Raw genomic sequence first — 21620 nt, forward strand, 5'->3', positions numbered from 1 at the left:
CTTTGTTTTTCAAAACAGATAAAAATGAGTACTAAAATATTGATAATTGGCGCTTGCGGACAAATTGGAACGGAGCTTACCCAAAAGCTACGAAAAATATACGGAACAGACAATGTAATTGCTTCGGATATCCGAAAGTTAAATATTGATGTTGTTAATTCCGGTCCATTTGAGGTAGTGAACGCCTTGGATTTCAATCAAATTGAACATTTAGTGGAATTGCATCAAATTGACGAAGTGTATTTGATGGCCGCATTATTATCGGCGACAGCCGAGAAAAACCCAGCTTTTGCATGGGACTTAAATATGAATTCGTTGTTTCACGTTTTGAATTTGGCGAAAGCCGGAAAAATAAAAAAAATATTCTGGCCTTCGAGTATTGCCGTTTTTGGTCCAACAACACCCAGAGAAAACACGCCACAATACACGATCATGGAACCTTCAACGGTGTACGGAATCAGTAAACAGTCGGGTGAAAGATGGTGCGAATACTATCATAATATCTTTGGTGTAGATGTAAGAAGCATTCGTTATCCAGGTTTAATCAGCTGGTCATCGCCTCCTGGTGGCGGAACTACGGATTATGCGGTGGATATTTTTCACAAAGCACTTTCGGATAAAACATACGAATGTTTTTTATCCTCAGAAACTAAAATGCCGATGATGTATATGGACGATGCCATTGCTGCGACCATCCAGATTATGCAGGCGCCGGTGGAACAAATAAAAATTCGTTCTTCCTACAATCTAGCCGCAATGAGCTTTACGCCAACGGAGATTGCTGCCGAAATCAAGAAACACATTCCTGAATTTACTGTTACTTACAAACCGGACTTCCGTCAAAAAATAGCGGACAGCTGGCCCGCGAGTATTGATGACGCCGAAGCCAGAAAAGACTGGAACTGGAAACATGAATTTGATATGGAAACGATGGCTGAGGATATGTTGAAAAATTTGAGAGCCGAAAAAGAATAATACTTTCGTTAAAAAAGAGTTTGGGGTTTAAAAAATCAAGGTTGCTGTCCTGATTTTTTAAACCCCATTTTTTTTTGGATATGAATAATCCTTCCACCTATTTTGTGCAATTCCAACTCCATCATGTATTTGAGATAGTTATTGTCGCACCTGTTTTTATAAAATAATTCCTATATTTGAATAGCTTTAAAAAAAACAAGAAAACACTTTAATGAAAAACACTATTGTAGACAAACACCAAGGATGGCAAAATGTTTTGCAAATAATACTGCCTTATTTTGTAATAGTTGCGGTTTTCCAAGCAATTGGGTACTATTTTGCAGGGCTTGACATCAGTAACATTCAATTTGTTGACAGAACTCCGGCTCAGGTTTTTATTGTGTCATTAGCCAGTTTTATTGGAACTTTTGTAACTGTATGGCTTTTTATGATATATGTTTTAAAAGAACCATTCCTAAGTGTCGGATTTGAAAAAAAGTATATCAAACAAGATGTTATTCGTGGAATATATTACGGATTAATCATCATGTCTGTTGGTTTTATTAGTCTGATCCTTTCCGAAGAAATTGAATTTAAAAACTTGAACTTCAACTTGTTGTCCTTCGCGTTAAGTTTGGGACATTTTATATTCGTGGCGCTTTCAGAAGAATTATTACTTAGGGGTTTTATTTTAAACAACTTGATGAAATCGTTTAACAACTATTTAGCCTTAATTATTTCCTCTGTGATTTTTAGTCTGCTACATGCCTGGAATCCAAACATCACTTTATTTGGGCTACTGCAACTTTTCGTGGCTAGTATTTTACTGGGATTACCTTATTTATATACCAAGAATTTATGGTTTTCCATCGCATTACATTTTAGCTGGAATTTCTTTCAGGGAACTGTTTTTGGATATAATATTAGTGGGATGACCAATTATTCTATTATTGAAACGAATTTTAAGTATGCTTCTATCTGGAACGGTGGGGATTTTGGTTTTGAAGGATCTATTCTGGCATTAATTTTACAAATCATAGCGATTGTGATTCTCTATCTGTCATTTGAAAATAAACTAAAAAACAAGTTAAGCACGCAACAGAACACCAAGCTTTGAACAATATCCGAATAAACAAACAGAATAAATTTTTTGATTTCTCAACACTATTTTTGCTAAATTTGATCAAAACCTCATCAGCATGAAACTAAAATCAAGCGAACCTTTTTGGCTAGTGAAAAATGGAATCATCAACTCCTATCCTTCATCAAGGGAAAACTTGGACACAGAAATTTTAATCGTAGGCGGTGGAATAACAGGCAGCCTTACAGCACATCAATGTATAGCCGATGGGTACAAAACCATACTGATAGACCGCAGAGAAATAGGTCATGGAAGTACTTCGGCCACGACATCAATGCTACAATACGAAATCGACATTCCTTTGTACCAACTTATAGATTTGATTGGTGAAAAAGCCGCCGTTGAATGTTATTGGGCATGTTATAAATCGATTGATGATCTGAAGAAAATAGGACAAAAGGTAAAATCTGATTGTGGGTTTAAGAAAAAAGAATCGCTGTATTTTGCGGCTTTCAAGAAAGATGTTGGCTGGTTAAAAAAAGAATTCGAGGCGCGAAAAATAATTGGAATACCTGTAAAATGGTTGGAAGCCGATGAAATTGATAAAAAGTATCAAATCAAACATTGTTATGGTGGCATTTTGTCCGATCAAGGAGGAAGTATTGATGCGTTTAAATTAGCCCACGACATTCTTGCTTATAATCACGAAAAAGGATTAAAAATATTCGACAAAACGGATATCAAAAAAGTTACCCATAAGCAAAATGGCGTAACGGTTGTAACGGAACACGACACAATTATTACCGCAAAGAAAATAATTTACTGCACCGGCTTCGAAAGTACTGAAATCATTAAAGACAATTTTGTAAAATTACTTTCGACCTATGCTATCGTGGGCGAAAGATTTGAAGATGATCAATCGTATCTTACTGACACCTTGTTTTGGAATACCGCAGCACCTTATATGTATATGCGGACTACAGATGACAACAGATTGCTTATAGGCGGAGCGGACGAGGATTTTATAAACGCCAAAAAAAGGGATGCATTACTAAACGAGAAGTCCGGTAAATTAACCAAATATCTTAAGAAAATTTTACCAAATTATGATTTCAGAATGGATTTTGTCTGGGCAGGAACCTTTGGCGAGACCAAAGACGGCTTACCTTACATTGGCAAACATCCTAATTTTCCAAGTGCTTATTTTGTTTTGGGATTTGGTGGCAATGGCATCACATTCTCGGTCATAGGAATGAAACTGGTTTCTGCAATGTTGAAAAATAAGAAACATAGTTTAGCGGAATATTTTAAATTTAGACGATAAATTATAAAAAAATCTAATTTTTAAGTCAATCCCGTAATTGATTTGCATAAAAAAAGCCCTTTTTCAGGGCTTTTCAAAATTATACCATTGTTATCATAAAATAGTCCAATTGTCAGTTCGAGCGCAGTCGAGAACCGTTGTGACATCTCGACTGCGCTCGATGTGACAAAAATAATTGGACTATAATGAACTAATTAATAGTATTACTTTATCTCATAGGAATTATTTTCCTTTTTTAAATCGGCCATTAACGCACTTGGATCAATAGTGATTTTCTTAATGGAAGTTTTCGGTTTAGCAATGTTGAATTCAAACGTTGGATACGCCCAAGCCCAATCATTCAAAATGGTTCTTTTAACCGCAGGATTCGGATTTTCTTTTTCAAAACTCATCATACGCAACGGAATGTAGAAACTTTCTGTTGTTCCATCCGTGTACTGCACTACTAGATCAATAGGCATTGGCATTCTACCAATTCTTTCTAAAGTGACAGTTGTTTTATCTCCATTTTCCTTTACGTCTTTGATTCCATAATCAATAGTATTGGTGGTTTCTGTCCAATCCACTAAGTACCAATCGAGATTTGCTCCAGAAATTCGTTCTGCAGATCTTTTAATATCATTTGGCGTAGGATGCTTGAATTTAAAATCGCTGTAATATTTCTTCAATGTCTTCATGACATTATCTTTCCCTATCAAATACATCAATTGAGTTAAGAAAATTTCCCCTTTACTATACGAAGTAATGCTGTACACTCTGTTTTCGTCAAAGCGGTCTGCATGCGTTCCTTGTGGTAATTCTTTTCCTGAATTTGCCATAGAAAAATAACCGGTATACGCTCCAGCAAAAGGATTTTCTACTTTTTTATCAGAAATCTCATTCAATCCAAAATCTTCTAAGAAAGAAGTAAATCCCTCGTCCATCCATCCGTGTTTTGATTCATTTGAAGCCAATACATGCTGAAACCAAGAATGCGCCATTTCGTGAGCGGTTACGCCCAGCAACCCGTCAAAAGTACCTTGACCCAAAATCAACGTGCACATGGCATATTCCATTCCGCCATCGCCACCTTGAATCACAGAATATTGTTTGTACGGATAATCGCCAACCGTTTTGTTATAAATCTCCATTAACTGAACCGTTTTCGGTTGCAGGTTTTTCCAGTTTTGAATGTATTTCGGATTGTTTTTGTACAAGAAATGCAAATCAACACCATTAGGTCCTTTTACCACATCATGAATATAATTTGGATCAGCAGCCCAAGTAAAATCATGAACCATTGGCGCATTAAAATGCCATGTCAATGTTTTAGTTTTCTTTGGAACAGTTACAACAACGCCTTGATCTTGGTAGCCGTGCCCTATTTCATTTTTGTTTTGCAAATAACCGGTACCTCCTAAAACGTAGTCCTTGTCAATAGTAATATTTACGTCAAAATTTCCCCAAACGCCATGAAATTCTCTGGCGATATAAGGATCAGCATGCCAACCTTCAAAATCAAATTCGGCAAGTTTTGGATACCATTGCGCCATTGATAATGCTACGCCTTCGGCATTATTTCTTCCGGAACGGCGAATTTGAATTGGAACCTGACCGTCAAAATCTAATGTGAATGTAGTTTTTGAATTGGGTAATAATGGCTTTGCCAAAGTCACTTCAAGAATTGTTCCCACCTCTTTTGCGCTGGCAACTGCTCCATCTTGTTTGAAATTAGAAATTCGCAAAAAACCAATTTCATTTGGCTTCAAGTTTTTAATGCGGCTTTCTTTAACTTCGGTATCACCCACTTTTACTTTGGTGACCATTCTGCCGTCAGGATCTTTAATGCTTTGGATTCTGGCATCCATTTCGCTTCCGGGCTGAAAGGCATTATTGAACAGGTGATAATATACTTTTCTCAAAGTATCTGGAGAATTATTGGTGTAGACCAATTCCTGTGTTCCGTTGTATTGGTTTGTTTTTACATTCATGGAGACATCCATTTTGTAATCGACATGTTGCTGCCAATAGTAATTGCTTTGGGCAAAAACAGTTCCAAAGCCAAAAGCAACAAAATAAAATAAAAGTGATTTTTTCATGTAGGTTTTAAATAAAAATGGAAGGGCAAAATTGCCCTTCCATGTAATGAATTTTTTAATATTATTTAGACATTCTTTCTGCCATAAGTAAAGCATTGTATGCATTTACTATTTTTCCTGACTTAGACAGTGCGGTAAATGAACGTACATCATTTGCTTTTCCACCTACGATAACATCAGTAGTAATGGCAATTCCTGAATCCATCAAAATATGCTTTACTTGTTTCGCAGATAATTTTGGATAGTACGAACGAATTAATGCGGCAACTCCGGCAACGTTTGGCGAGGCCATCGAAGTTCCTTGTAAGTATTTATAGGTATTGTTTGGAGTTGTAGCGTAAATTTTTACTCCAGGAGCAAAAACGTCAACATTAATTTTTCCAATATTAGAAAAACGAGCCACAACTTTATTTCCGTATTCAAAATTCAAAGCACCAATTGTGATTAGGTTATCCGCAAACTCAGTTACTTTGTCTTCAGAATCGTTTGGGAAATTTTCAGCAAAGTCAATATCTTTTGCATCATTACCAGCTGCGTGAACAATTAACACATCCTTTTTTTCTGCATATTTTATAGCATCATAAACCCATTGTTTATGTGGAGAAAAGCTTTTTCCAAAACTTCCGTTGATTACTTTGGCACCATTATCCACTGCATACCGAATTCCAAGTGCAATATCTTTATCATATTCATCTCCGTCTGGCACGGCACGAACGGTAAGAATTTGAACGTTGTTAGCGACACCGTCACCTCCTAATACGTTGTTTCTGCTTTGAGCAACAATTCCGGCAACGTGAGTTCCATGAAGAATTTCGTTCTTGTCTGGTCCCATTACATTGTTATTTCCGTATGTAGTATCGGTAATATCGTTTGGATTATCTCCTACTACTTTACGGTAATCAGTTTTTAGGTTGTCTCCATTTATAAGTGCTATCTGATCATCTAATTGTTTTTGAACAGCAACTTTTAGTTCTGCAATTGGCAATCCATATGAAAGCATTTGTTGCATAGCCGCCTTGCTCTTTAGTATTTCCGAATCTTGCGAAACGATCGCATTTACCTCCTCAATAGTATAGACTGACTTGCCAAAATGTTTCATTAAAGTAGCATCGCTCGTCGCAAGGGCCTCTAACATTTGCTCTGAACGCGTTTTTCCTGCCGCTGCATCAGCCACTTTTTTGTCATTGAGTGCTTTTGCCGATTGGTACGTAGCATCATCAACTAAGGTTTTATCTTTGATAATTCTTTCGTATTCCAAATTTTCTTTGGTACTGTCTCCAAGAAAATTCCAGCCGTGAATATCATCAATATATCCGTTTTTGTCATCATCAATACCGTTTCCGGCGATCTCTTTAGTATTGGTCCAAAGTACAGATTTCAAATCTTCGTGTTCGATATCTACACCAGAATCTACAATTCCAACAATTACAGGCACGCCTTTTTTACCTTTTAATAATTCGGCGTAAGCCTTATCAACACTCATTCCAGGAATGGTATCAGTCACTATATCTAAATGACTCCAACGTTTCAAGTCGTTCTCAGCAATTGGCGCCTTTTTCGTAATGTTTAAAGGGGCGCTTATGGCAACTAGTTCAGCATTTGAGGTATTTGAAACTTGTCTTGAAGCGCCACAACCTACTAATGCTAAAAAAGCAAAAGCAGAAATGTAAATGGGTTTAATGGTATTCATTGAAAATGTTTTTGTTAATTTTAAAATATTTGTCTAAAATAATTTTTTTTGTTACATAAGGAACTATGATTAACACTAAGTTAAGATTTGTCCGCACGTAAAAACATCCTTTAACCGCACGCCTTTTTCCGTTTTCTCTACAGTAATAATTTCATTATGTGCATCGTGTTCCAAAAATAAATAATAATTATTATCCGCTGCGGAATTTAGAAATTTTGCTTTTTCGGGCATAGTCAATAATGGTCTGGTATCATAACCCATCACGTAAGGAATAGGTACGTGTCCGGCTGTTGCCAATAAGTCAGCGCAAAAAACGATGGTCTTATCCTTATATTGAATGTGCGGAATCATTTGCTGTTCGGTATGGCCATCAGCGAAGAAGATACCAAAACCCAATTCTGATTTTTCTAAAAAATCGCCTTCGGGTCTTTGAATGAAATTCAGCTGACCACTTTGCTGCATCGGCAAAATATTTTCGGATAAAAATGACGCTTTTTCTCTGGGATTTGGTTTTGTTGCCCATTCCCAGTGCTTTTCATTAGACCAAAATTTTGCGTTTTTAAATGCTGGTTCATAGCCTGTTTTTTCAGCATTCCATTGCACACTTCCCCCACAATGATCAAAATGTAAATGAGTCATAAACACATCAGTGACATCATCCCGATGAAATCCGTGTTTTGCCAGCGATTTATCCATGGAATGTGTACCCCAAAGCGAATAATAGCCAAAAAATTTATCGGATTGTTTGTTTCCCATTCCGGTATCAATCAAAATAAGTCGGTTACCATCTTCAATCAACAAACAGCGTGCGGCAATATCAATTAAATTATTTTCGTCGGCGGGATTTGTTTTGTTCCAAATTGTCTTTGGTACCACGCCAAACATTGCGCCGCCATCCAATTTAAAATTGCCTGTTTCTATAGGATATAGTTTCATTTTTTTTTGTTGCTTTTGATAGGTTTCAAAGTTAAGGAATTCAAATGCTTTTAGCGGTTTCAAATAGCTTTTTTCTATTTTTGCATTGGTTATAAAAATGTTATCAAGTATGTAAAAAGCTTTTTATATACTATCTTTGTCCTTAATTTAGACAAAATCAATATAAGCTATGATAAAAGTTTCTGACACGGCAAGAAAGAAAATCATCGATCTAATGAAAGATGATGGTTTTGATGCTGCAATCGACTACGTAAGAGTTGGTGTAAAAAGCGGCGGATGTTCTGGATTGTCTTATGATTTAAAATTTGATAAAACAAAAAGTGACGACGATAAAGTTTTTGTAGATAACGATATCACTATTGCAGTCGAAAAAAAATCTTTTCTATACTTAGCCGGAACAATTTTAGAATTTTCTGGAGGAATTAACGGAAAAGGATTTGTTTTCAATAACCCAAACGCAAACAGAACTTGTGGATGCGGAGAGAGTTTCTCTTTATAGTCGAAAGTCAAAAGTCATAAAGTCGAAAGACTTAAATTGACAGTAAGACACCGGACTTTAAAACTTTAAGACAAAAAAAAACATGAGCAAATACACAGAAGACGACTTAAAAATCGAACTCGAAAATAAAGAATACGAATATGGATTTTACACCGAATTAGAATCAGAAACGTTTCCTGTTGGTTTAAATGAAGATATCGTTCGGGCTATTTCACAGAAAAAAGGAGAGCCCCAATGGATGACCGACTGGCGTCTTGAGGCTTTTCGTGCTTGGGAACAAATGACTGAGCCAGAATGGGCAAATGTGCATTACACCAAACCTGATTTTCAGGCCATTTCCTATTATTCAGCGCCAAAAGCGGTAGATCCTAGCAAAACATTGGACGATGTAGATCCAGAACTTTTAGAAATGTACAAAAAGTTAGGCATCTCAGTCGATGAGCAAAAGATGATGAATAATGTTGCGATGGATATCGTAGTCGATTCGGTTTCAGTAGCGACTACTTTCAAGAAAACATTGGGCGAAAAAGGAATAATCTTTATGAGTATTTCTGAAGCCATCAAAGAACATCCGGAATTAGTCCGTAAATATTTAGGAACGGTTGTCCCACAAAAAGATAATTTTTATGCTGCGTTGAATTCGGCAGTATTCTCTGACGGTTCTTTTTGTTATATTCCAAAAGGCGTTCGTTGCCCAATGGAACTTTCCACTTATTTTAGAATCAATCAGGCAGGAACCGGACAATTTGAAAGAACATTGTTAGTTGCTGACGAAGGAAGTTATGTAAGTTACCTTGAGGGCTGTACGGCACCTTCTCGCGATGAAAACCAGTTGCACGCTGCGGTAGTGGAATTAATTGCTTTGGATGATGCCGAAATAAAATATTCAACCGTACAAAACTGGTATCCAGGAAACAAAGAAGGAAAAGGCGGAGTTTTTAATTTTGTAACCAAAAGAGGAATTTGCGAGAAAAACGCAAAAATTTCTTGGACTCAAGTAGAAACCGGTTCTGCTATTACTTGGAAATACCCTTCGGTTATTTTAAAAGGAGATAATTCGACAGGAGAATTTTATTCGATTGCGGTCACCAATAATTTCCAACAAGCAGATACAGGAACAAAAATGATTCATTTAGGTAAAAACTCTAAATCGACTATAATATCGAAAGGAATTTCTGCCGGAAAATCACAAAATAGTTATAGAGGTTTGGTTAAAATTGGACCAAATGCGGATAACGCCAGAAACTTTTCACAATGTGATTCCTTATTAATGGGCAACAATTGTGGCGCACATACTTTCCCTTATATCGAAAGTAAAAATCCATCGGCAAAAATAGAACATGAAGCTACGACAAGTAAAATTGGCGAAGACCAAGTTTTCTATTGTAACCAACGTGGAATCCCAACCGAAAAAGCCATTGCTTTAATCGTAAACGGTTTCAGTAAAGATGTATTGAATAAGTTACCAATGGAATTCGCCGTAGAAGCACAGAAATTATTAGAAATTTCTCTTGAGGGAAGTGTTGGATAACCTTTAAATCTAAATAATTATGGATCTGGTTTTAAAAAATGTAAAGAAAAAAGATTTTCCAGTGTTAAAATCATTGGCAAAATCGCTTGGATTTGAAATTGTAGAAGAAGAAAAACCATATAATCCAGAATTTGTAAAAGAAATTTTGGAAGCAGAACAAAGTATTAAAGACGGGAAAGGGATAAAAATGACGATGGAAGAAATACGTGCTTTATGCAAATAGTATTTACGACTAAAGCGAAAAAAGATTTAGATTTTTGGATTAAATCTGGAAATAAAAACATCTTAAATAAAATTACAGATTTAATAGAAGACATTCAATTACATCCTTTTGAAGGAATCGGAAAGCCGGAACAATTAAAATACCAGCTTTCTGGAAAATGGTCAAGAAGAATAAATCAAGAACATCGCATTATATATAAAGTTACCGAAGAAAATACAATTGAAATATTAGACATTTTATCACTAAAAGGTCATTAAGAATAAACAAAGAAACAAATGTTATCAATAAAAAATTTACACGCCTCCATTGGAGACAAAGAAATACTAAAAGGAATCAACCTTGAGGTAAAAGCGGGAGAAATCCACGCGATAATGGGACCAAACGGTGCAGGAAAAAGCACATTGGCTTCGATCATTGCAGGAAATGAAAACTATGAAGTGACCGAAGGCGAAATCACTTTGAATGGTGAAGACCTTTCAGAATTGGCCCCCGAAGAAAGAGCACATAAAGGCGTATTTTTATCGTTCCAATATCCGGTGGAAATTCCGGGTGTTTCAGTAACGAACTTTATGAGAACAGCCATCAACGAGACTCGTAAAGCAAACGGTCAAGAAGAAATGCCAGCCAACGAAATGCTGAAAGTCATTCGTGAGAAATCAGAATTATTAGAAATCGACAGGAAATTTCTGTCTCGTTCTTTAAACGAAGGTTTTTCTGGTGGAGAGAAAAAACGTAATGAGATTTTCCAAATGGCGATGTTAGAACCAAAATTAGCAATTCTTGATGAAACTGACTCTGGACTTGACATTGATGCCTTACGTATTGTTGCCAACGGTGTTAACAAACTTAAAAGTGACAAAAATGCCATCGTAGTGATTACGCATTACCAAAGATTATTAGATTATATCGTTCCTGATTTTGTTCACGTTTTGTACAACGGAAAAATTGTAAAATCCGGTGGAGCAGCATTAGCGCACGAACTGGAAGAAAAAGGATACGACTGGATTAAACAAGAACAAGAAGCTTAAAATTAAAATAGTCTAAAGTCAAAAGTCATAAAGTCAAAAGAAAAAAGAAAAAAGTAATGGGGAAATTTAATTCTTTCGAAGAAATTAATTCTTGGCAAAAAGCAAGAGTTTTTAACAAAAGGATTTATCTAATTACTGAAAACACAAATTTTAAGAAAGACTTTGATTTCATTAGACAAATTTAGACGAGCATCAATTTCTATATCATCAAATATCGCTGAAGGCTTTGAGAGAAATACAGACAAAGAGTTTATTTACTTTTTATATGTTGCAAAAGCTTCCGCTGGAGAAGTTCGTTCTCAATTATATTTTGCATTTGATTTAGATTATATTACTAAAGAAGAATTTGAAAAACTTTTAGAATCAGTAACAGAAATATCAAAATTGTTAAGTGGTTTTATTAAATACTTAGAATCTAGTCGTAAAGTTTAAAAGTCGAAAGTCGAAAGTCAAGAATAGTTGAATCAGCTATTTTATGCTTATACCGACTTTAAGACATTTGACTTTCGACTTTAAGACTTAAATAAAAATGGAATTGAAAGAAAAATTACTATCGTCTTTTATGGCTTTCGAAGAGCGTATTGATGTTCACGCTGAACTTCATGACGTGAGAACTGCCGCCATAAAAAACTTTGAAAATAAAGGTTTTCCAACGAAAAAAGACGAAGCTTGGAAATACACGTCATTAAACGCCATCTTAAAAAATGACTTTACCGTTTTTTCAAAACAAGATAATGCCGTTGAATTCAACCATGTAAAAAAATATTTTTTACACGAAATAGACACCTATAAAGTAGTGTTTATTGATGGGGTTTTCAGTTCGCATTTATCGTCAACCACACACGAAGGAATTGATGTTTGCTTGATGTCATCGGCGTTGACCAAACCAAAATACAAAATGGTTATTGACACTTATTTTAATCAAATCGCCAACAAAGACGAAAGTTTAACGTCCTTGAATACGGCTTTTGCTATTGAAGGCGCATACATCAACATTCCAAAAAGTAAAGTAGCGGATAAACCAATCGAGATTATGTACTTCTCAACAGGAAACGACGCCGCACTTTTAGTTCAACCTAGAAACTTAGTAATTGTAGGTGAGAATTCTCATGTTCAAATTATTGAGCGTCATCAAAGTTTAACCGAAAACGCGGTATTAACAAATTCTGTCACTGAAATCTATGCTCAAAAACGTGCTATCGTAGATTATTACAAAATTCAAAACGATACGCTTGAAGCAAATTTAATTGACAACACTTATGTTTCTCAGAAGCAAGAAAGCCATGTATCCGTTCACACTTTTTCTTTTGGTGGAAACCTTACGAGAAACAACTTGAATTTTTATCACTTTGGAGAACACTTGACAAGTACTCTAAACGGAATAACAATTATTGGTGAAAAACAACACGTAGATCATTATACTTTAGTGAAACATTCCACTCCAAATTGTGAAAGCTTTCAGGATTATAAAGGAATTTATGCTGATCGTTCTACAGGAGTTTTCAACGGAAAAGTGTATGTGGAGAAAGATGCTCAAAAAACAAATGCGTTCCAAAAAAGCAACAATATATTATTGAGCGACAAAGCAACGATCAATGCAAAACCACAATTAGAGATTTTTGCTGATGACGTAAAATGTTCGCACGGTTGTACCATTGGACAATTAGACGAAACTGCAATGTTCTACATGCAACAACGCGGAATCCCTAAAAAAGAAGCCAAAGCGTTATTGATGTATGCGTTCTCGAATGCCGTTATCGAAAACATTAAAATACCGGAATTGAAACAACGAATTACCAAAATTATCGCTACGAAATTAGGCGTGAAAATAGGATTTGATTTGTAATCAACACTAAGAAGAAGTTATAATGGTAACCCTGTCAGACTTTAAAACTCTGACAGGGTTTTTTATCCAATCATTTCCCCAAACTCCCCACAATCCCTTTCAACATTCCATTGAAATCAAATTCAGGTTCTTCGGTTAAACCCATTCGTACAACTACTAAATCAAGTGACGGAATAATCGCTATCATTTGTCCTTGAAAACCGCTGCAATAATACATATCTCTTGGAACATCAGGAAAATGTCCGCCAGCATTAAGCCAAAAGTGTCCGCCGTATCTTCCGTTCGAAGTATTCGTAGGAGTTGTAGTGTATTTTTCCCAACTTTCGTTGAAAATTTGTTCTCCGTTCCAGTTTCCTTTGTGCAAATACAGCAACCCAAATTTTGACCAATCGCGTGTTGTAGCCCAACCGTAGGACGAACCTACATAATTCCCGGCCATATCCGTTTCGACAACCATCGAGTTCATTCCTATTTTATCAATTAGCGCGGAATACCAAAAATCTAAATACTCCTGATGCGTTTTGAACTGCTTCCGCAAAATTCCCGAAAGCAAATTTGTCGTTCCCGAAGAATAATTCCACCGCATATTGGGTTTATAATCCGCCGGTTTCTCTAATTGCACCCGAGTCATATCTTCGGCCTGAAAAAGCATTTTGGTGGCATCAGAAATAGTCTCGTAATCCTCTACCCATTGTAAACCAGAATTCATGTGCAGCAAATCGCTGGTTGTAATCAATTTTCGTTTGTCATTCGCCCATTCCGGAATTGGAGCAGGATCATCAATATCAAATTTTCTTTGTTTCTCCAAAATTCCAAACATGGCACTAGTAATACTTTTAGTCATCGACCAACCCAATAATTTGCTGTTTTTATCGAAACCGGTATCGTACTTTTCGGCAATGATTTTGTCTTTATAAACAACTAAAAGGGAACGTGTTCTTTTTTTGATTTGCTTCGCCTGTTCGCCTTTTAGGCTCGAGTCATCTTTTACATCAAAAGCATTGGCGACAGCCACATTCAATTTAGTATAATCGACATTTGCAAAAACGATGTCTTTAGGTTCGTTATTTCCATACGGAAAAGGTAAATTGTTATTCAATTTTGTTCTTTTAGGGACTTCATACGGTTTTGTAACATCAAAATCATCGTTGATTAAAGTGGCTCCCAAACCTTCGCGGTAAATCGCTTTTCGTTCCTTCAACCCATAAACCGAAGCGGCTGCAAATTTCCCGACATCTTCAATTTTGTTTTTGGCCAAATCAATCATATCGATATCATTGTCGCCTTTCTCAATCATTTCCTGCGAACGATTATCAATAAAATGCCCCGAAGCGATACTTTTGGCTGAAAAGCCAGAAATTAAATCCAGCTTGGGATACGTAGTGAATCCAAAATAAAAGATTCCGATAAAAGAAACCAAACCAACGACCTTCAAGAATTTTTTCATAGAAAATTAATTTGAAGCAATTTAATAAAAAAGAACCACATTTATAAACCAATGCCGGACCGAGAAAATCAGGTTTTATTAACAAGTGTTTGCCATAAATTAATTCCAATTTCACTACTTTTGTATTTAGAAAAATTCTAAATAAAGAAACACCAATAACAAATTGGGTTATCTAAAAAATGTTGACTATTGGCGTGCTATCTGACCAATAAAAAACAATAAAAACATGCAGCTAAATGTTAGACATAAATAAAATTAGAGCCGACTTCCCTATTCTTTCCCAGAAAGTAAACGGGAAACCACTGGTGTATTTTGACAACGGAGCCACTTCGCAAAAACCACAGGTTGTGATTGACGCGATTTCAAAATACTATAAGGAAATAAATGCTAATATTCATCGTGGTGTTCATACATTAAGTCAACTAGCAACTGATGCTTACGAAATTTCACGTGGTAAACTTCAAAATCATATTAATGCAAAATTTACTCATGAAGTCCTTTTTACTTCGGGAACAACGCATGGAATTAATTTAGTTGCCAATGGATTTGCTTCGATTTTAAAACCGGGCGATGAAGTCTTGGTTTCGGCGTTGGAACACCACAGCAATATTGTGCCTTGGCAAATGTTATGTGAGAAAACGGGAGCGATTTTACGTGTAATTCCAATGAATCAGGATGGCGAACTGATAATGACAGAGTACGACACATTATTATCTGATAAAACCAAAATCGTAACGGTAAATCATATTTCGAACGCGCTTGGAACTGTCAATCCAATTAAATATATGATTGACAAAGCGCATGAAGTTGGCGCAGCAATTTTAATTGATGGCGCGCAAGCCGTTCCTCATTTAAAACCGGATGTTCAGGAACTAGATTGTGATTTTTATGTTTTTTCCGGACATAAAATGTGTGGTCCTACTGGGACTGGAATTTTATACGGAAAAGAAGCGTGGTTGAATAAATTACCTCCCTATCAAGGTGGTGGCGAAATGATTAAGGAAGTGACTTTTGAGAAAACAACCTATGCTGATTTGCCTCATAAATTTGAAGCGGGAACACCAAATATTGCTGGAGGAATTGTTCTGGGAACTGCCGTTGATTACATGAACGAAGTTGGTTTTGAAAACATTCAACAACAAGAATTGGAATTACTGGACTACGGCACAAAACAATTATTGGAAATTGAAGGGTTGAAGATTTTTGGTACAGCCAAGGAAAAAACGTCTGTGATTTCGTTTAATATTGAAGGGATTCATCCGTACGATATTGGTACAATAATTGACAAACTAGGAATAGCTGTAAGAACCGGCCATCATTGCGCGCAACCCATCATGACTTTCTTTACCATTCCGGGAACAATACGAGCTTCCTTTTCTTTTTATAATACCAAAGAAGAGATTGACATCATGGTTGAAGCCATTAAAAAAGCACAACTTATGTTGTCATAAAAATTTAAGAATAGGACAAGGCGATGACTAAAAATGGCAACACAATGTTCCCATAAAAAACAAATATTATCTACACATGAAAATACTATCTTTATTATTCCTGACTATTTTTCTTGGAAAAGGATGTAACGGTGCGCAAGCGCAGGAAATTAGAAATGCTGTAATTGAATATGAAGCCAACACCAGAGGTTTTTATCAAAAAATAACCATAGAGAATCAAATGGTGACTATTTCAAAAGATAGAGATGGAAACGACAAAGCGACACCGACAAAAATATCGGAGGCTGACTGGAAAGAACTTGTTGATTGTTTTGAAACGATGAAATTAGATAGTTTGGAAACATTAAAAGCCCCTACTGAAAAACGTTTTCATGACGGTGCGGCTATAGCCAATTTGAAAATCAATTATAAAGACAAATTTTACAAAACGGCAAGTTTTGATCATGGTTTTCCACCAAAAGAAATTAAGAAGTTCGTAAATAAAATCAATTCATTTGTTAAAAAAGAATAATACTGAAATAAATTCAGCATACTATGAAAATTAAAGACATACAAGAAGAAATCGTTGATGAGTTTTCTATGTTTGATGACTGGATGGAACGCTATGAGTACATCATCGAATTAGGAAAAAAACTTCCTATGATAAAAGAAGAATTCAAAACAGAAAACAATCTGATTAAAGGCTGTCAGTCGAAAGTTTGGCTGCAAGGGGAGAAAAAAGACGATACAATTGTTTTCACCGCCGATAGCGATGCAATTTTGACAAAAGGAATTATTGCGATTTTAATTCGTACTTTTTCAAATCAAAAAGCGTCTGATATTTTAGACGCCGATCTGAATTTTATTGACGAAATAGGTTTGAAAGAACATTTATCGCCAACACGCGCCAACGGATTGGTATCGATGATAAAAAACATCAAAATGTATGCTTTGGCATTCAGCACGCAGAATTAATTTCTACACCAATTCTTTTTAACCTTATAAGACATTTACGAAAATAGAATAACTCTGATAATAAACGAGTTTTGAAGTGCATTCCGCAACTTTAAACCTTAAAATTTAAACTAAAAAAAATTATGGAAGAAACAATTATAGACACTGCCGAATTAGGAGAATCAATCGTAAAAATATTAAAGACTATTTACGATCCGGAGATTCCTGTAGATATTTACGAATTAGGATTGATTTACGACGTGATGGTCAATACGGATTATGAAGTAAAAATCCTGATGACGCTTACATCGCCAAATTGTCCAGTTGCAGAAAGTTTACCACGAGAAGTAGAAGAAAAAGTAAAATCGATTACCAATGTTAAAGATGCCGAAGTAGAAATCACTTTTGATCCGCCTTGGAGCAAAGATTTAATGAGCGAAGAAGCAAAATTAGAACTGGGCATGCTTTAAAAAGTATTCAGTTTTCAGTCGCAGTTTTCAGTCTTACAACTGTGACTGTGACTGTAAACGAAAAAAAAAAAAATGGAAATAATAAATAAAGTTGCCAATAGTGTTTTGGAAGTCTTCGATCTTGAAGATTATTATCCAAAGGGAATTCGCACGCAAATCGATATTTCGCAGTGGCTTTTAGAAGGATTTTTATTGAAAGAAAAAGACTTTAGAGCGCAACTTAAAAATCACGATTGGACACAATATCAAGATCAGGACGTCGCCATTAATTGCAGTACCGATGCTATTGTTCCTGCTTGGGCTTCTATTTTGGTTGCAATTCAATTAGCGCCATTTGCAAAGAAAATCATCAATGGAACTTTGGAAGATTTAGACGCTTCACTTTATGAAGAATTACTGTCTGAAATTGACTATTCAGTTTATGAAAACAAGTCTATTATCATAAAAGGATGCTCCAGAAAACCGGTTCCCATGCGGGCTTACGTAGTAGCCGCGCACTACTTACAACCTTTTGCTAGAAGTATTATGTATGGTGAAGCGTGCTCTGCCGTTCCATTGTATAAAGCGCCTAAAAAGGACTAACATTGTGTTTATTTTATACTTTAATTGCCACATTTAAAATATAAAGTCATGAAAAAAATAGCTGTTTCTTTTGTATTCTTTTTTATCCTGATTTCTGTTTCTGCACAAGAAACAGCAAGAGACACTACAAAGTTTTGGACCAAAAAAGGAAATATCTCATTGCTTTTTAATCAATCTGCATACAACAAGCAGTGGTTGGGTGGCGGAACTTCGAATATTGCGGGGAATTTTGGTTTGAATTACGATTTCAATTATAAAAAAGAAGACATCGTTTGGGATAATAAATTCATTTTAGCGTACGGTTTAACCAAAATAAAAGGAGATGAAAAAACCGCAAAAACAGACGATCGTCTGGAACTGAATTCTCTTTGGGGAAAGAAAGCCAAAGGACAATGGTATTATTCGATGTTTTTTAATTTCAAGACTCAAATGGATACGGGATTAGACAAAAATGACGAAAAAATATCCCATTTTTTCTCTCCGGCTTACTTCCAACTGGGACCTGGAATGCTCTGGAAAAAAAGCAACAATTTGAGTGTCAATTTTTCTCCGGCGACAGCAAAACTAATTATTGTTCATCCTCATTTTACTGAATTTGGGCCTTCTTTTGGAGTATTGCAAGGCGATTCTTCCCGATTTGAATTTGGAGCAAGTATTTCAGCCTATTACAAATTCAATATCATGACAAATGTATCGGTTGAAAATAGACTGAATTTATATTCCAATTATTTAGACAATCCACAAAACGTTGATGTCGATTACCAAATGAATGTCATTATGAAAATCAATAAATACCTGTCGGCAAATGTGGCTGTTCAGGCAATTTACGATGATAATTCCGTTCAAGCCGTTCAGGTAAGAGAAGTATTTGGACTAGGCGTTAATTACGGTTTTTAAGAATCTATAACTTCCCGAAATAGCGTTGTTGTAGTGATTAGCGTTGCAACCGCTCCGATTTATCTTCAAATTTAAGTAGGAACTCGTTGGGGAGTATACAAACGAGAGGAATTTATTTATAAAAATGTCAAGCCAATACGTTTGTTTAGTCCTAATTCAAAAATCCTAATTAAAGTAGAGAGCTGAATATTTCCTTTTCCATTCTCAATTCTAGAAATGTAACTTTTTTTAGTTCCAGTTTTTTCTGCTAATTGTTCTTGAGTAATTTTTGCTTCTTTCCTGGCATTTTTCAGCATTTCACTGATGATAAACATTTGCGTTTTTTCTTCGTAGTTATTTCTACTTTCAGTTCCAATTTTTCCGTGTTCAACTTCGACAAGTTGGTCAAAATTTGTTATAATTTTATAATTTTCCATTTTATTAGTTTTTATGTTGAAAATACTCATTCATTAAAATCAATGCTTTGTCCAATTCATTTTTTGGTGTTTTTAGTGTTTTCTTCTGAAAACCATTAAAAAGCACCACCAATTTTCCTTTGTCAAAACAGCAAAATATCCTATAAATATTCGACTGATATTCAATTCTAATTTCATATAGTCCATTTGTTCCAGTTAAATGTTTTAAAAATTTCTCTGGAACTTTTTCAACTTGTTTTATTAATTCAAGAACATACTTTATTTTTTCTTTTACTTTTTCATCTTGTTTTTGATAAAATTCAATAAAATGATTTTCATAAAATATAATTTCTCTGCTCATGGTACAAAGTTATCTTAAAAGTTAACAATTTGCAAATAAAAAACTAACTTGTTTAAAAGTTTTTCTGAAGATTCAAGAGCATTACTCCAGCTTTAGCGACCGAGTTGCAAACGTTTTTCTTTGGGAGATTGCAGCGTACAGCCTGACGCAGTTGTAACGCAGAGAAAGCTGGGGCATGCCAAAAAAAAATCCCTCTTGAATTTTCAAAAGGGATTGCTGTATTTTATGTTTTAGAGAAAATTATTCGATTTCTTCCTCGTCTTTGTCTTCTTTTTCCACTGCATCTTTATAATCCGGATATAAAAACTTATTGTACGGAAAACGGGTGATGTGAATGTGTCGTACCGCTTCGTAAACGCGTTCTCTGAATTCCTCGAAATTTTCTTTCTTGGTAGCTGAGATAAACAACGCATTTTGCTCGCCTACTCGACTCATCCAAGTCGATTTCCATTCTTCCAGCGTGTAATGTCTTGGCGTTTTTTCGGTCATTAAATCATCTTCATCAATGGTCAAATGCTTGTAAGCATCGATTTTGTTAAAAACCATAATTACCGGCTTGTCATTTGCCTTGATGTCCAATAAAGTTTGATTTACGGATGCGATATGATCTTCAAATTCAGGATGAGAAATATCAACCACATGCAATAACAAATCAGCTTCGCGAACCTCATCCAACGTACTTTTGAAAGAATCAACGAGTTGTGTTGGCAATTTCCGGATAAATCCGACAGTATCCGAAAGTAAGAAAGGCAAGTTTTTGATGACCACTTTTCGAACAGTGGTATCCAAAGTGGCAAAAAGTTTGTTCTCAACAAAAACATCACTTTTTCCTACGGCATTCATCAAAGTTGATTTCCCAACATTAGTATATCCCACCAAAGCCACACGAACCATTGCGCCACGATTGCCTCGCTGTGTCCCCATTTGCTTGTCGATACTTTTTATTTTTTCTTTCAATAATGCGATTCGGTCACGAACAATACGCCTGTCGGTTTCGATCTCCGTTTCGCCCGGTCCACGCATTCCAATTCCTCCTTTTTGACGCTCCAAGTGCGTCCACATTCCGGAAAGTCTTGGTAATAAATATTGGCATTGTGCTAATTCTACTTGCGTTCTGGCATACGAAGTCTCGGCACGTTGCGCAAAAATATCCAGGATAAGGTGTGTTCTATCGAGGATTTTACATTCGACAATTATTTTAGATATATTTTTTTGCTGTGAAGGCGACAATTCATCATCAAACACCAAAGTCGAGATATCGTTTTCTTTTACAAATTGATGTATTTCTTCAATTTTTCCAGTTCCAACAAAAGTCTTGGGATTTGGACGTTCCATTTTTTGCGAAAAACGTTTCACTACTTCACCTCCTGCGGTAAAAGTCAAAAATTCCAATTCGTCAAGATACTCCTTGAGTTTTTCTTCACTTTGGTTTTGAGTTACGATACCAACAATAGCCGTTTTTTCGAAATTTATTACTTCTTTTTCTAACATATTTTTGAATAAGCTACAAATTTAATGATTTGTCAGGGACTTATTGAGTTATAGGTTTATAAAAAATTAGAAGCCGTGAATAATGATAGTTTTTGTATTGAGCCAAAAATTATATTACTGAATAATTTTGCCACGGATCACCATTTGATTTCAAAAAAAATCAGTGAAAACTCGGGTAATTCGTGGCCAAAAAAATTTGGCAAATTTGCAGTTATTTTGAAAACTCTTGTTTTTGACTTGCGCACATTAAATGTTAGTTCTATTTTAATAAATCATATCATTTGAAAACAGTTTCGGCACTAATTTTGACGTACTATCAGTTAAATTGAACAAAACAGCACATCATCTCAAATTTTATTCGGGTGGAAAGCGTCTGAAATAAACATTAAACAGTTTACTTTTG

The 21620-nt window shown here is 35.5% G+C and carries 23 protein-coding genes; 16 read left to right on the top strand and 7 right to left on the bottom strand.

Annotation, left to right across the window (positions count from 1 at the left end; all coding sequences use genetic code 11):
- The first annotated feature begins 24 nt into the window (after positions 1 to 24).
- From ACNQGJ_RS01020 to ACNQGJ_RS01030, 3 genes are all read left to right on the top strand, one after another.
- Positions 25 to 975, top strand: a complete 951-nt coding sequence (locus tag ACNQGJ_RS01020) for an L-threonine 3-dehydrogenase (RefSeq protein WP_417970955.1) — start codon at positions 25 to 27, stop codon at positions 973 to 975.
- A 211-nt stretch (positions 976 to 1186) separates the two neighbouring features.
- Positions 1187 to 2071 (top strand): CPBP family intramembrane glutamic endopeptidase, encoded by an 885-nt coding sequence (locus ACNQGJ_RS01025; RefSeq protein ID WP_417970953.1) that lies wholly within the window; start codon positions 1187 to 1189, stop codon positions 2069 to 2071.
- Between the two features lie 82 nt (positions 2072 to 2153).
- Positions 2154 to 3359, top strand: a complete 1206-nt coding sequence (locus ACNQGJ_RS01030; RefSeq protein ID WP_417970951.1) for an NAD(P)/FAD-dependent oxidoreductase — start codon at positions 2154 to 2156, stop codon at positions 3357 to 3359.
- Positions 3360 to 3562: 203 nt separating this feature from the next.
- On the opposite strand, the gene ACNQGJ_RS01035 is transcribed toward ACNQGJ_RS01030, so the two are convergent.
- From ACNQGJ_RS01035 to ACNQGJ_RS01045, 3 genes are all read right to left on the bottom strand, one after another.
- Positions 3563 to 5437, bottom strand: a complete 1875-nt coding sequence (locus ACNQGJ_RS01035; RefSeq protein WP_417970949.1) for a M1 family metallopeptidase — start codon at positions 5435 to 5437, stop codon at positions 3563 to 3565.
- Positions 5438 to 5498: 61 nt separating this feature from the next.
- Complete coding sequence (locus ACNQGJ_RS01040) at positions 5499 to 7127, bottom strand: S8 family peptidase (protein WP_417970947.1); 1629 nt, start codon at positions 7125 to 7127, stop codon at positions 5499 to 5501.
- Positions 7128 to 7202: 75 nt separating this feature from the next.
- Positions 7203 to 8063, bottom strand: coding sequence for an MBL fold metallo-hydrolase (locus tag ACNQGJ_RS01045; RefSeq protein ID WP_417970945.1), 861 nt, complete (start codon positions 8061 to 8063; stop codon positions 7203 to 7205).
- Between the two features lie 169 nt (positions 8064 to 8232).
- Between ACNQGJ_RS01045 and ACNQGJ_RS01050 the strand changes: the two genes are divergently transcribed.
- From ACNQGJ_RS01050 to sufD, 7 genes are all read left to right on the top strand, one after another.
- On the top strand, positions 8233 to 8562 hold the full coding sequence (locus tag ACNQGJ_RS01050; protein ID WP_417970943.1) for a HesB/IscA family protein: 330 nt from the start codon (positions 8233 to 8235) through the stop codon (positions 8560 to 8562).
- An 82-nt stretch (positions 8563 to 8644) separates the two neighbouring features.
- On the top strand, positions 8645 to 10093 hold the full coding sequence (sufB, locus tag ACNQGJ_RS01055; protein WP_417970941.1) for a Fe-S cluster assembly protein SufB: 1449 nt from the start codon (positions 8645 to 8647) through the stop codon (positions 10091 to 10093).
- A gap of 19 nt (positions 10094 to 10112) precedes the next feature.
- Positions 10113 to 10316, top strand: coding sequence for a DUF2683 family protein (locus ACNQGJ_RS01060; protein WP_416845728.1), 204 nt, complete (start codon positions 10113 to 10115; stop codon positions 10314 to 10316).
- Entirely contained in the window at positions 10307 to 10573 is a 267-nt protein-coding gene (locus tag ACNQGJ_RS01065; protein WP_417970939.1) for a Txe/YoeB family addiction module toxin, read from the top strand. Before ACNQGJ_RS01060 ends, ACNQGJ_RS01065 begins: the two co-directional genes overlap by 10 nt.
- An 18-nt stretch (positions 10574 to 10591) precedes the next feature.
- Positions 10592 to 11344: a Fe-S cluster assembly ATPase SufC gene (gene sufC, locus ACNQGJ_RS01070; RefSeq protein WP_417970937.1), complete on the top strand. Its 753-nt coding sequence runs from the start codon at positions 10592 to 10594 to the stop codon at positions 11342 to 11344.
- Positions 11345 to 11506: 162 nt separating this feature from the next.
- Positions 11507 to 11776, top strand: a complete 270-nt coding sequence (locus ACNQGJ_RS01075) for a four helix bundle protein (RefSeq protein ID WP_417970935.1) — start codon at positions 11507 to 11509, stop codon at positions 11774 to 11776.
- Positions 11777 to 11873: 97 nt separating this feature from the next.
- Entirely contained in the window at positions 11874 to 13190 is a 1317-nt protein-coding gene (sufD, locus tag ACNQGJ_RS01080; RefSeq protein WP_417970933.1) for a Fe-S cluster assembly protein SufD, read from the top strand.
- A 70-nt stretch (positions 13191 to 13260) separates the two neighbouring features.
- Here sufD and ACNQGJ_RS01085 read toward each other — a convergent pair whose 3' ends face one another.
- Positions 13261 to 14637, bottom strand: coding sequence for a serine hydrolase domain-containing protein (locus tag ACNQGJ_RS01085; RefSeq protein ID WP_417970931.1), 1377 nt, complete (start codon positions 14635 to 14637; stop codon positions 13261 to 13263).
- A 236-nt stretch (positions 14638 to 14873) separates the two neighbouring features.
- Here ACNQGJ_RS01085 and ACNQGJ_RS01090 point away from each other — a divergent pair, with 236 nt between their 5' ends.
- The 6 genes from ACNQGJ_RS01090 to ACNQGJ_RS01115 all read left to right on the top strand — a co-directional run bounded on the left by ACNQGJ_RS01090 (position 14874) and on the right by ACNQGJ_RS01115 (position 18970).
- On the top strand, positions 14874 to 16088 hold the full coding sequence (locus tag ACNQGJ_RS01090) for an aminotransferase class V-fold PLP-dependent enzyme (RefSeq protein WP_417970929.1): 1215 nt from the start codon (positions 14874 to 14876) through the stop codon (positions 16086 to 16088).
- A 76-nt stretch (positions 16089 to 16164) separates the two neighbouring features.
- Positions 16165 to 16599, top strand: coding sequence for a hypothetical protein (locus ACNQGJ_RS01095; RefSeq protein WP_417970927.1), 435 nt, complete (start codon positions 16165 to 16167; stop codon positions 16597 to 16599).
- Positions 16600 to 16622: 23 nt separating this feature from the next.
- Positions 16623 to 17042: a SufE family protein gene (locus tag ACNQGJ_RS01100; protein WP_417970925.1), complete on the top strand. Its 420-nt coding sequence runs from the start codon at positions 16623 to 16625 to the stop codon at positions 17040 to 17042.
- A gap of 122 nt (positions 17043 to 17164) precedes the next feature.
- A complete protein-coding gene (locus ACNQGJ_RS01105) occupies positions 17165 to 17491 on the top strand; it encodes an SUF system Fe-S cluster assembly protein (RefSeq protein WP_035669120.1) in 327 nt (108 codons plus the stop codon).
- Between the two features lie 72 nt (positions 17492 to 17563).
- Positions 17564 to 18073 (top strand): DUF2480 family protein, encoded by a 510-nt coding sequence (locus tag ACNQGJ_RS01110; protein WP_417970923.1) that lies wholly within the window; start codon positions 17564 to 17566, stop codon positions 18071 to 18073.
- 48 nt (positions 18074 to 18121) lie between these two features.
- Positions 18122 to 18970: a DUF3078 domain-containing protein gene (locus ACNQGJ_RS01115; RefSeq protein WP_417970921.1), complete on the top strand. Its 849-nt coding sequence runs from the start codon at positions 18122 to 18124 to the stop codon at positions 18968 to 18970.
- 116 nt (positions 18971 to 19086) lie between these two features.
- On the opposite strand, the gene ACNQGJ_RS01120 is transcribed toward ACNQGJ_RS01115, so the two are convergent.
- From ACNQGJ_RS01120 to hflX, 3 genes are all read right to left on the bottom strand, one after another.
- Positions 19087 to 19386, bottom strand: coding sequence for a helix-turn-helix domain-containing protein (locus ACNQGJ_RS01120; protein WP_417970919.1), 300 nt, complete (start codon positions 19384 to 19386; stop codon positions 19087 to 19089).
- A 4-nt stretch (positions 19387 to 19390) separates the two neighbouring features.
- Positions 19391 to 19726 carry a type II toxin-antitoxin system RelE/ParE family toxin gene (locus ACNQGJ_RS01125; RefSeq protein ID WP_417970917.1) on the bottom strand — a complete coding sequence of 112 codons (336 nt, stop codon included), beginning with the start codon at positions 19724 to 19726 and terminating at the stop codon, positions 19391 to 19393.
- 240 nt (positions 19727 to 19966) lie between these two features.
- Positions 19967 to 21217 carry a GTPase HflX gene (hflX, locus tag ACNQGJ_RS01130; RefSeq protein WP_417970915.1) on the bottom strand — a complete coding sequence of 417 codons (1251 nt, stop codon included), beginning with the start codon at positions 21215 to 21217 and terminating at the stop codon, positions 19967 to 19969.
- Positions 21218 to 21620: the final 403 nt, after the last annotated feature.

Source organism: Flavobacterium cryophilum, from assembly GCF_048286555.1.
Taxonomy (GTDB): Bacteria; Bacteroidota; Bacteroidia; order Flavobacteriales; family Flavobacteriaceae; genus Flavobacterium.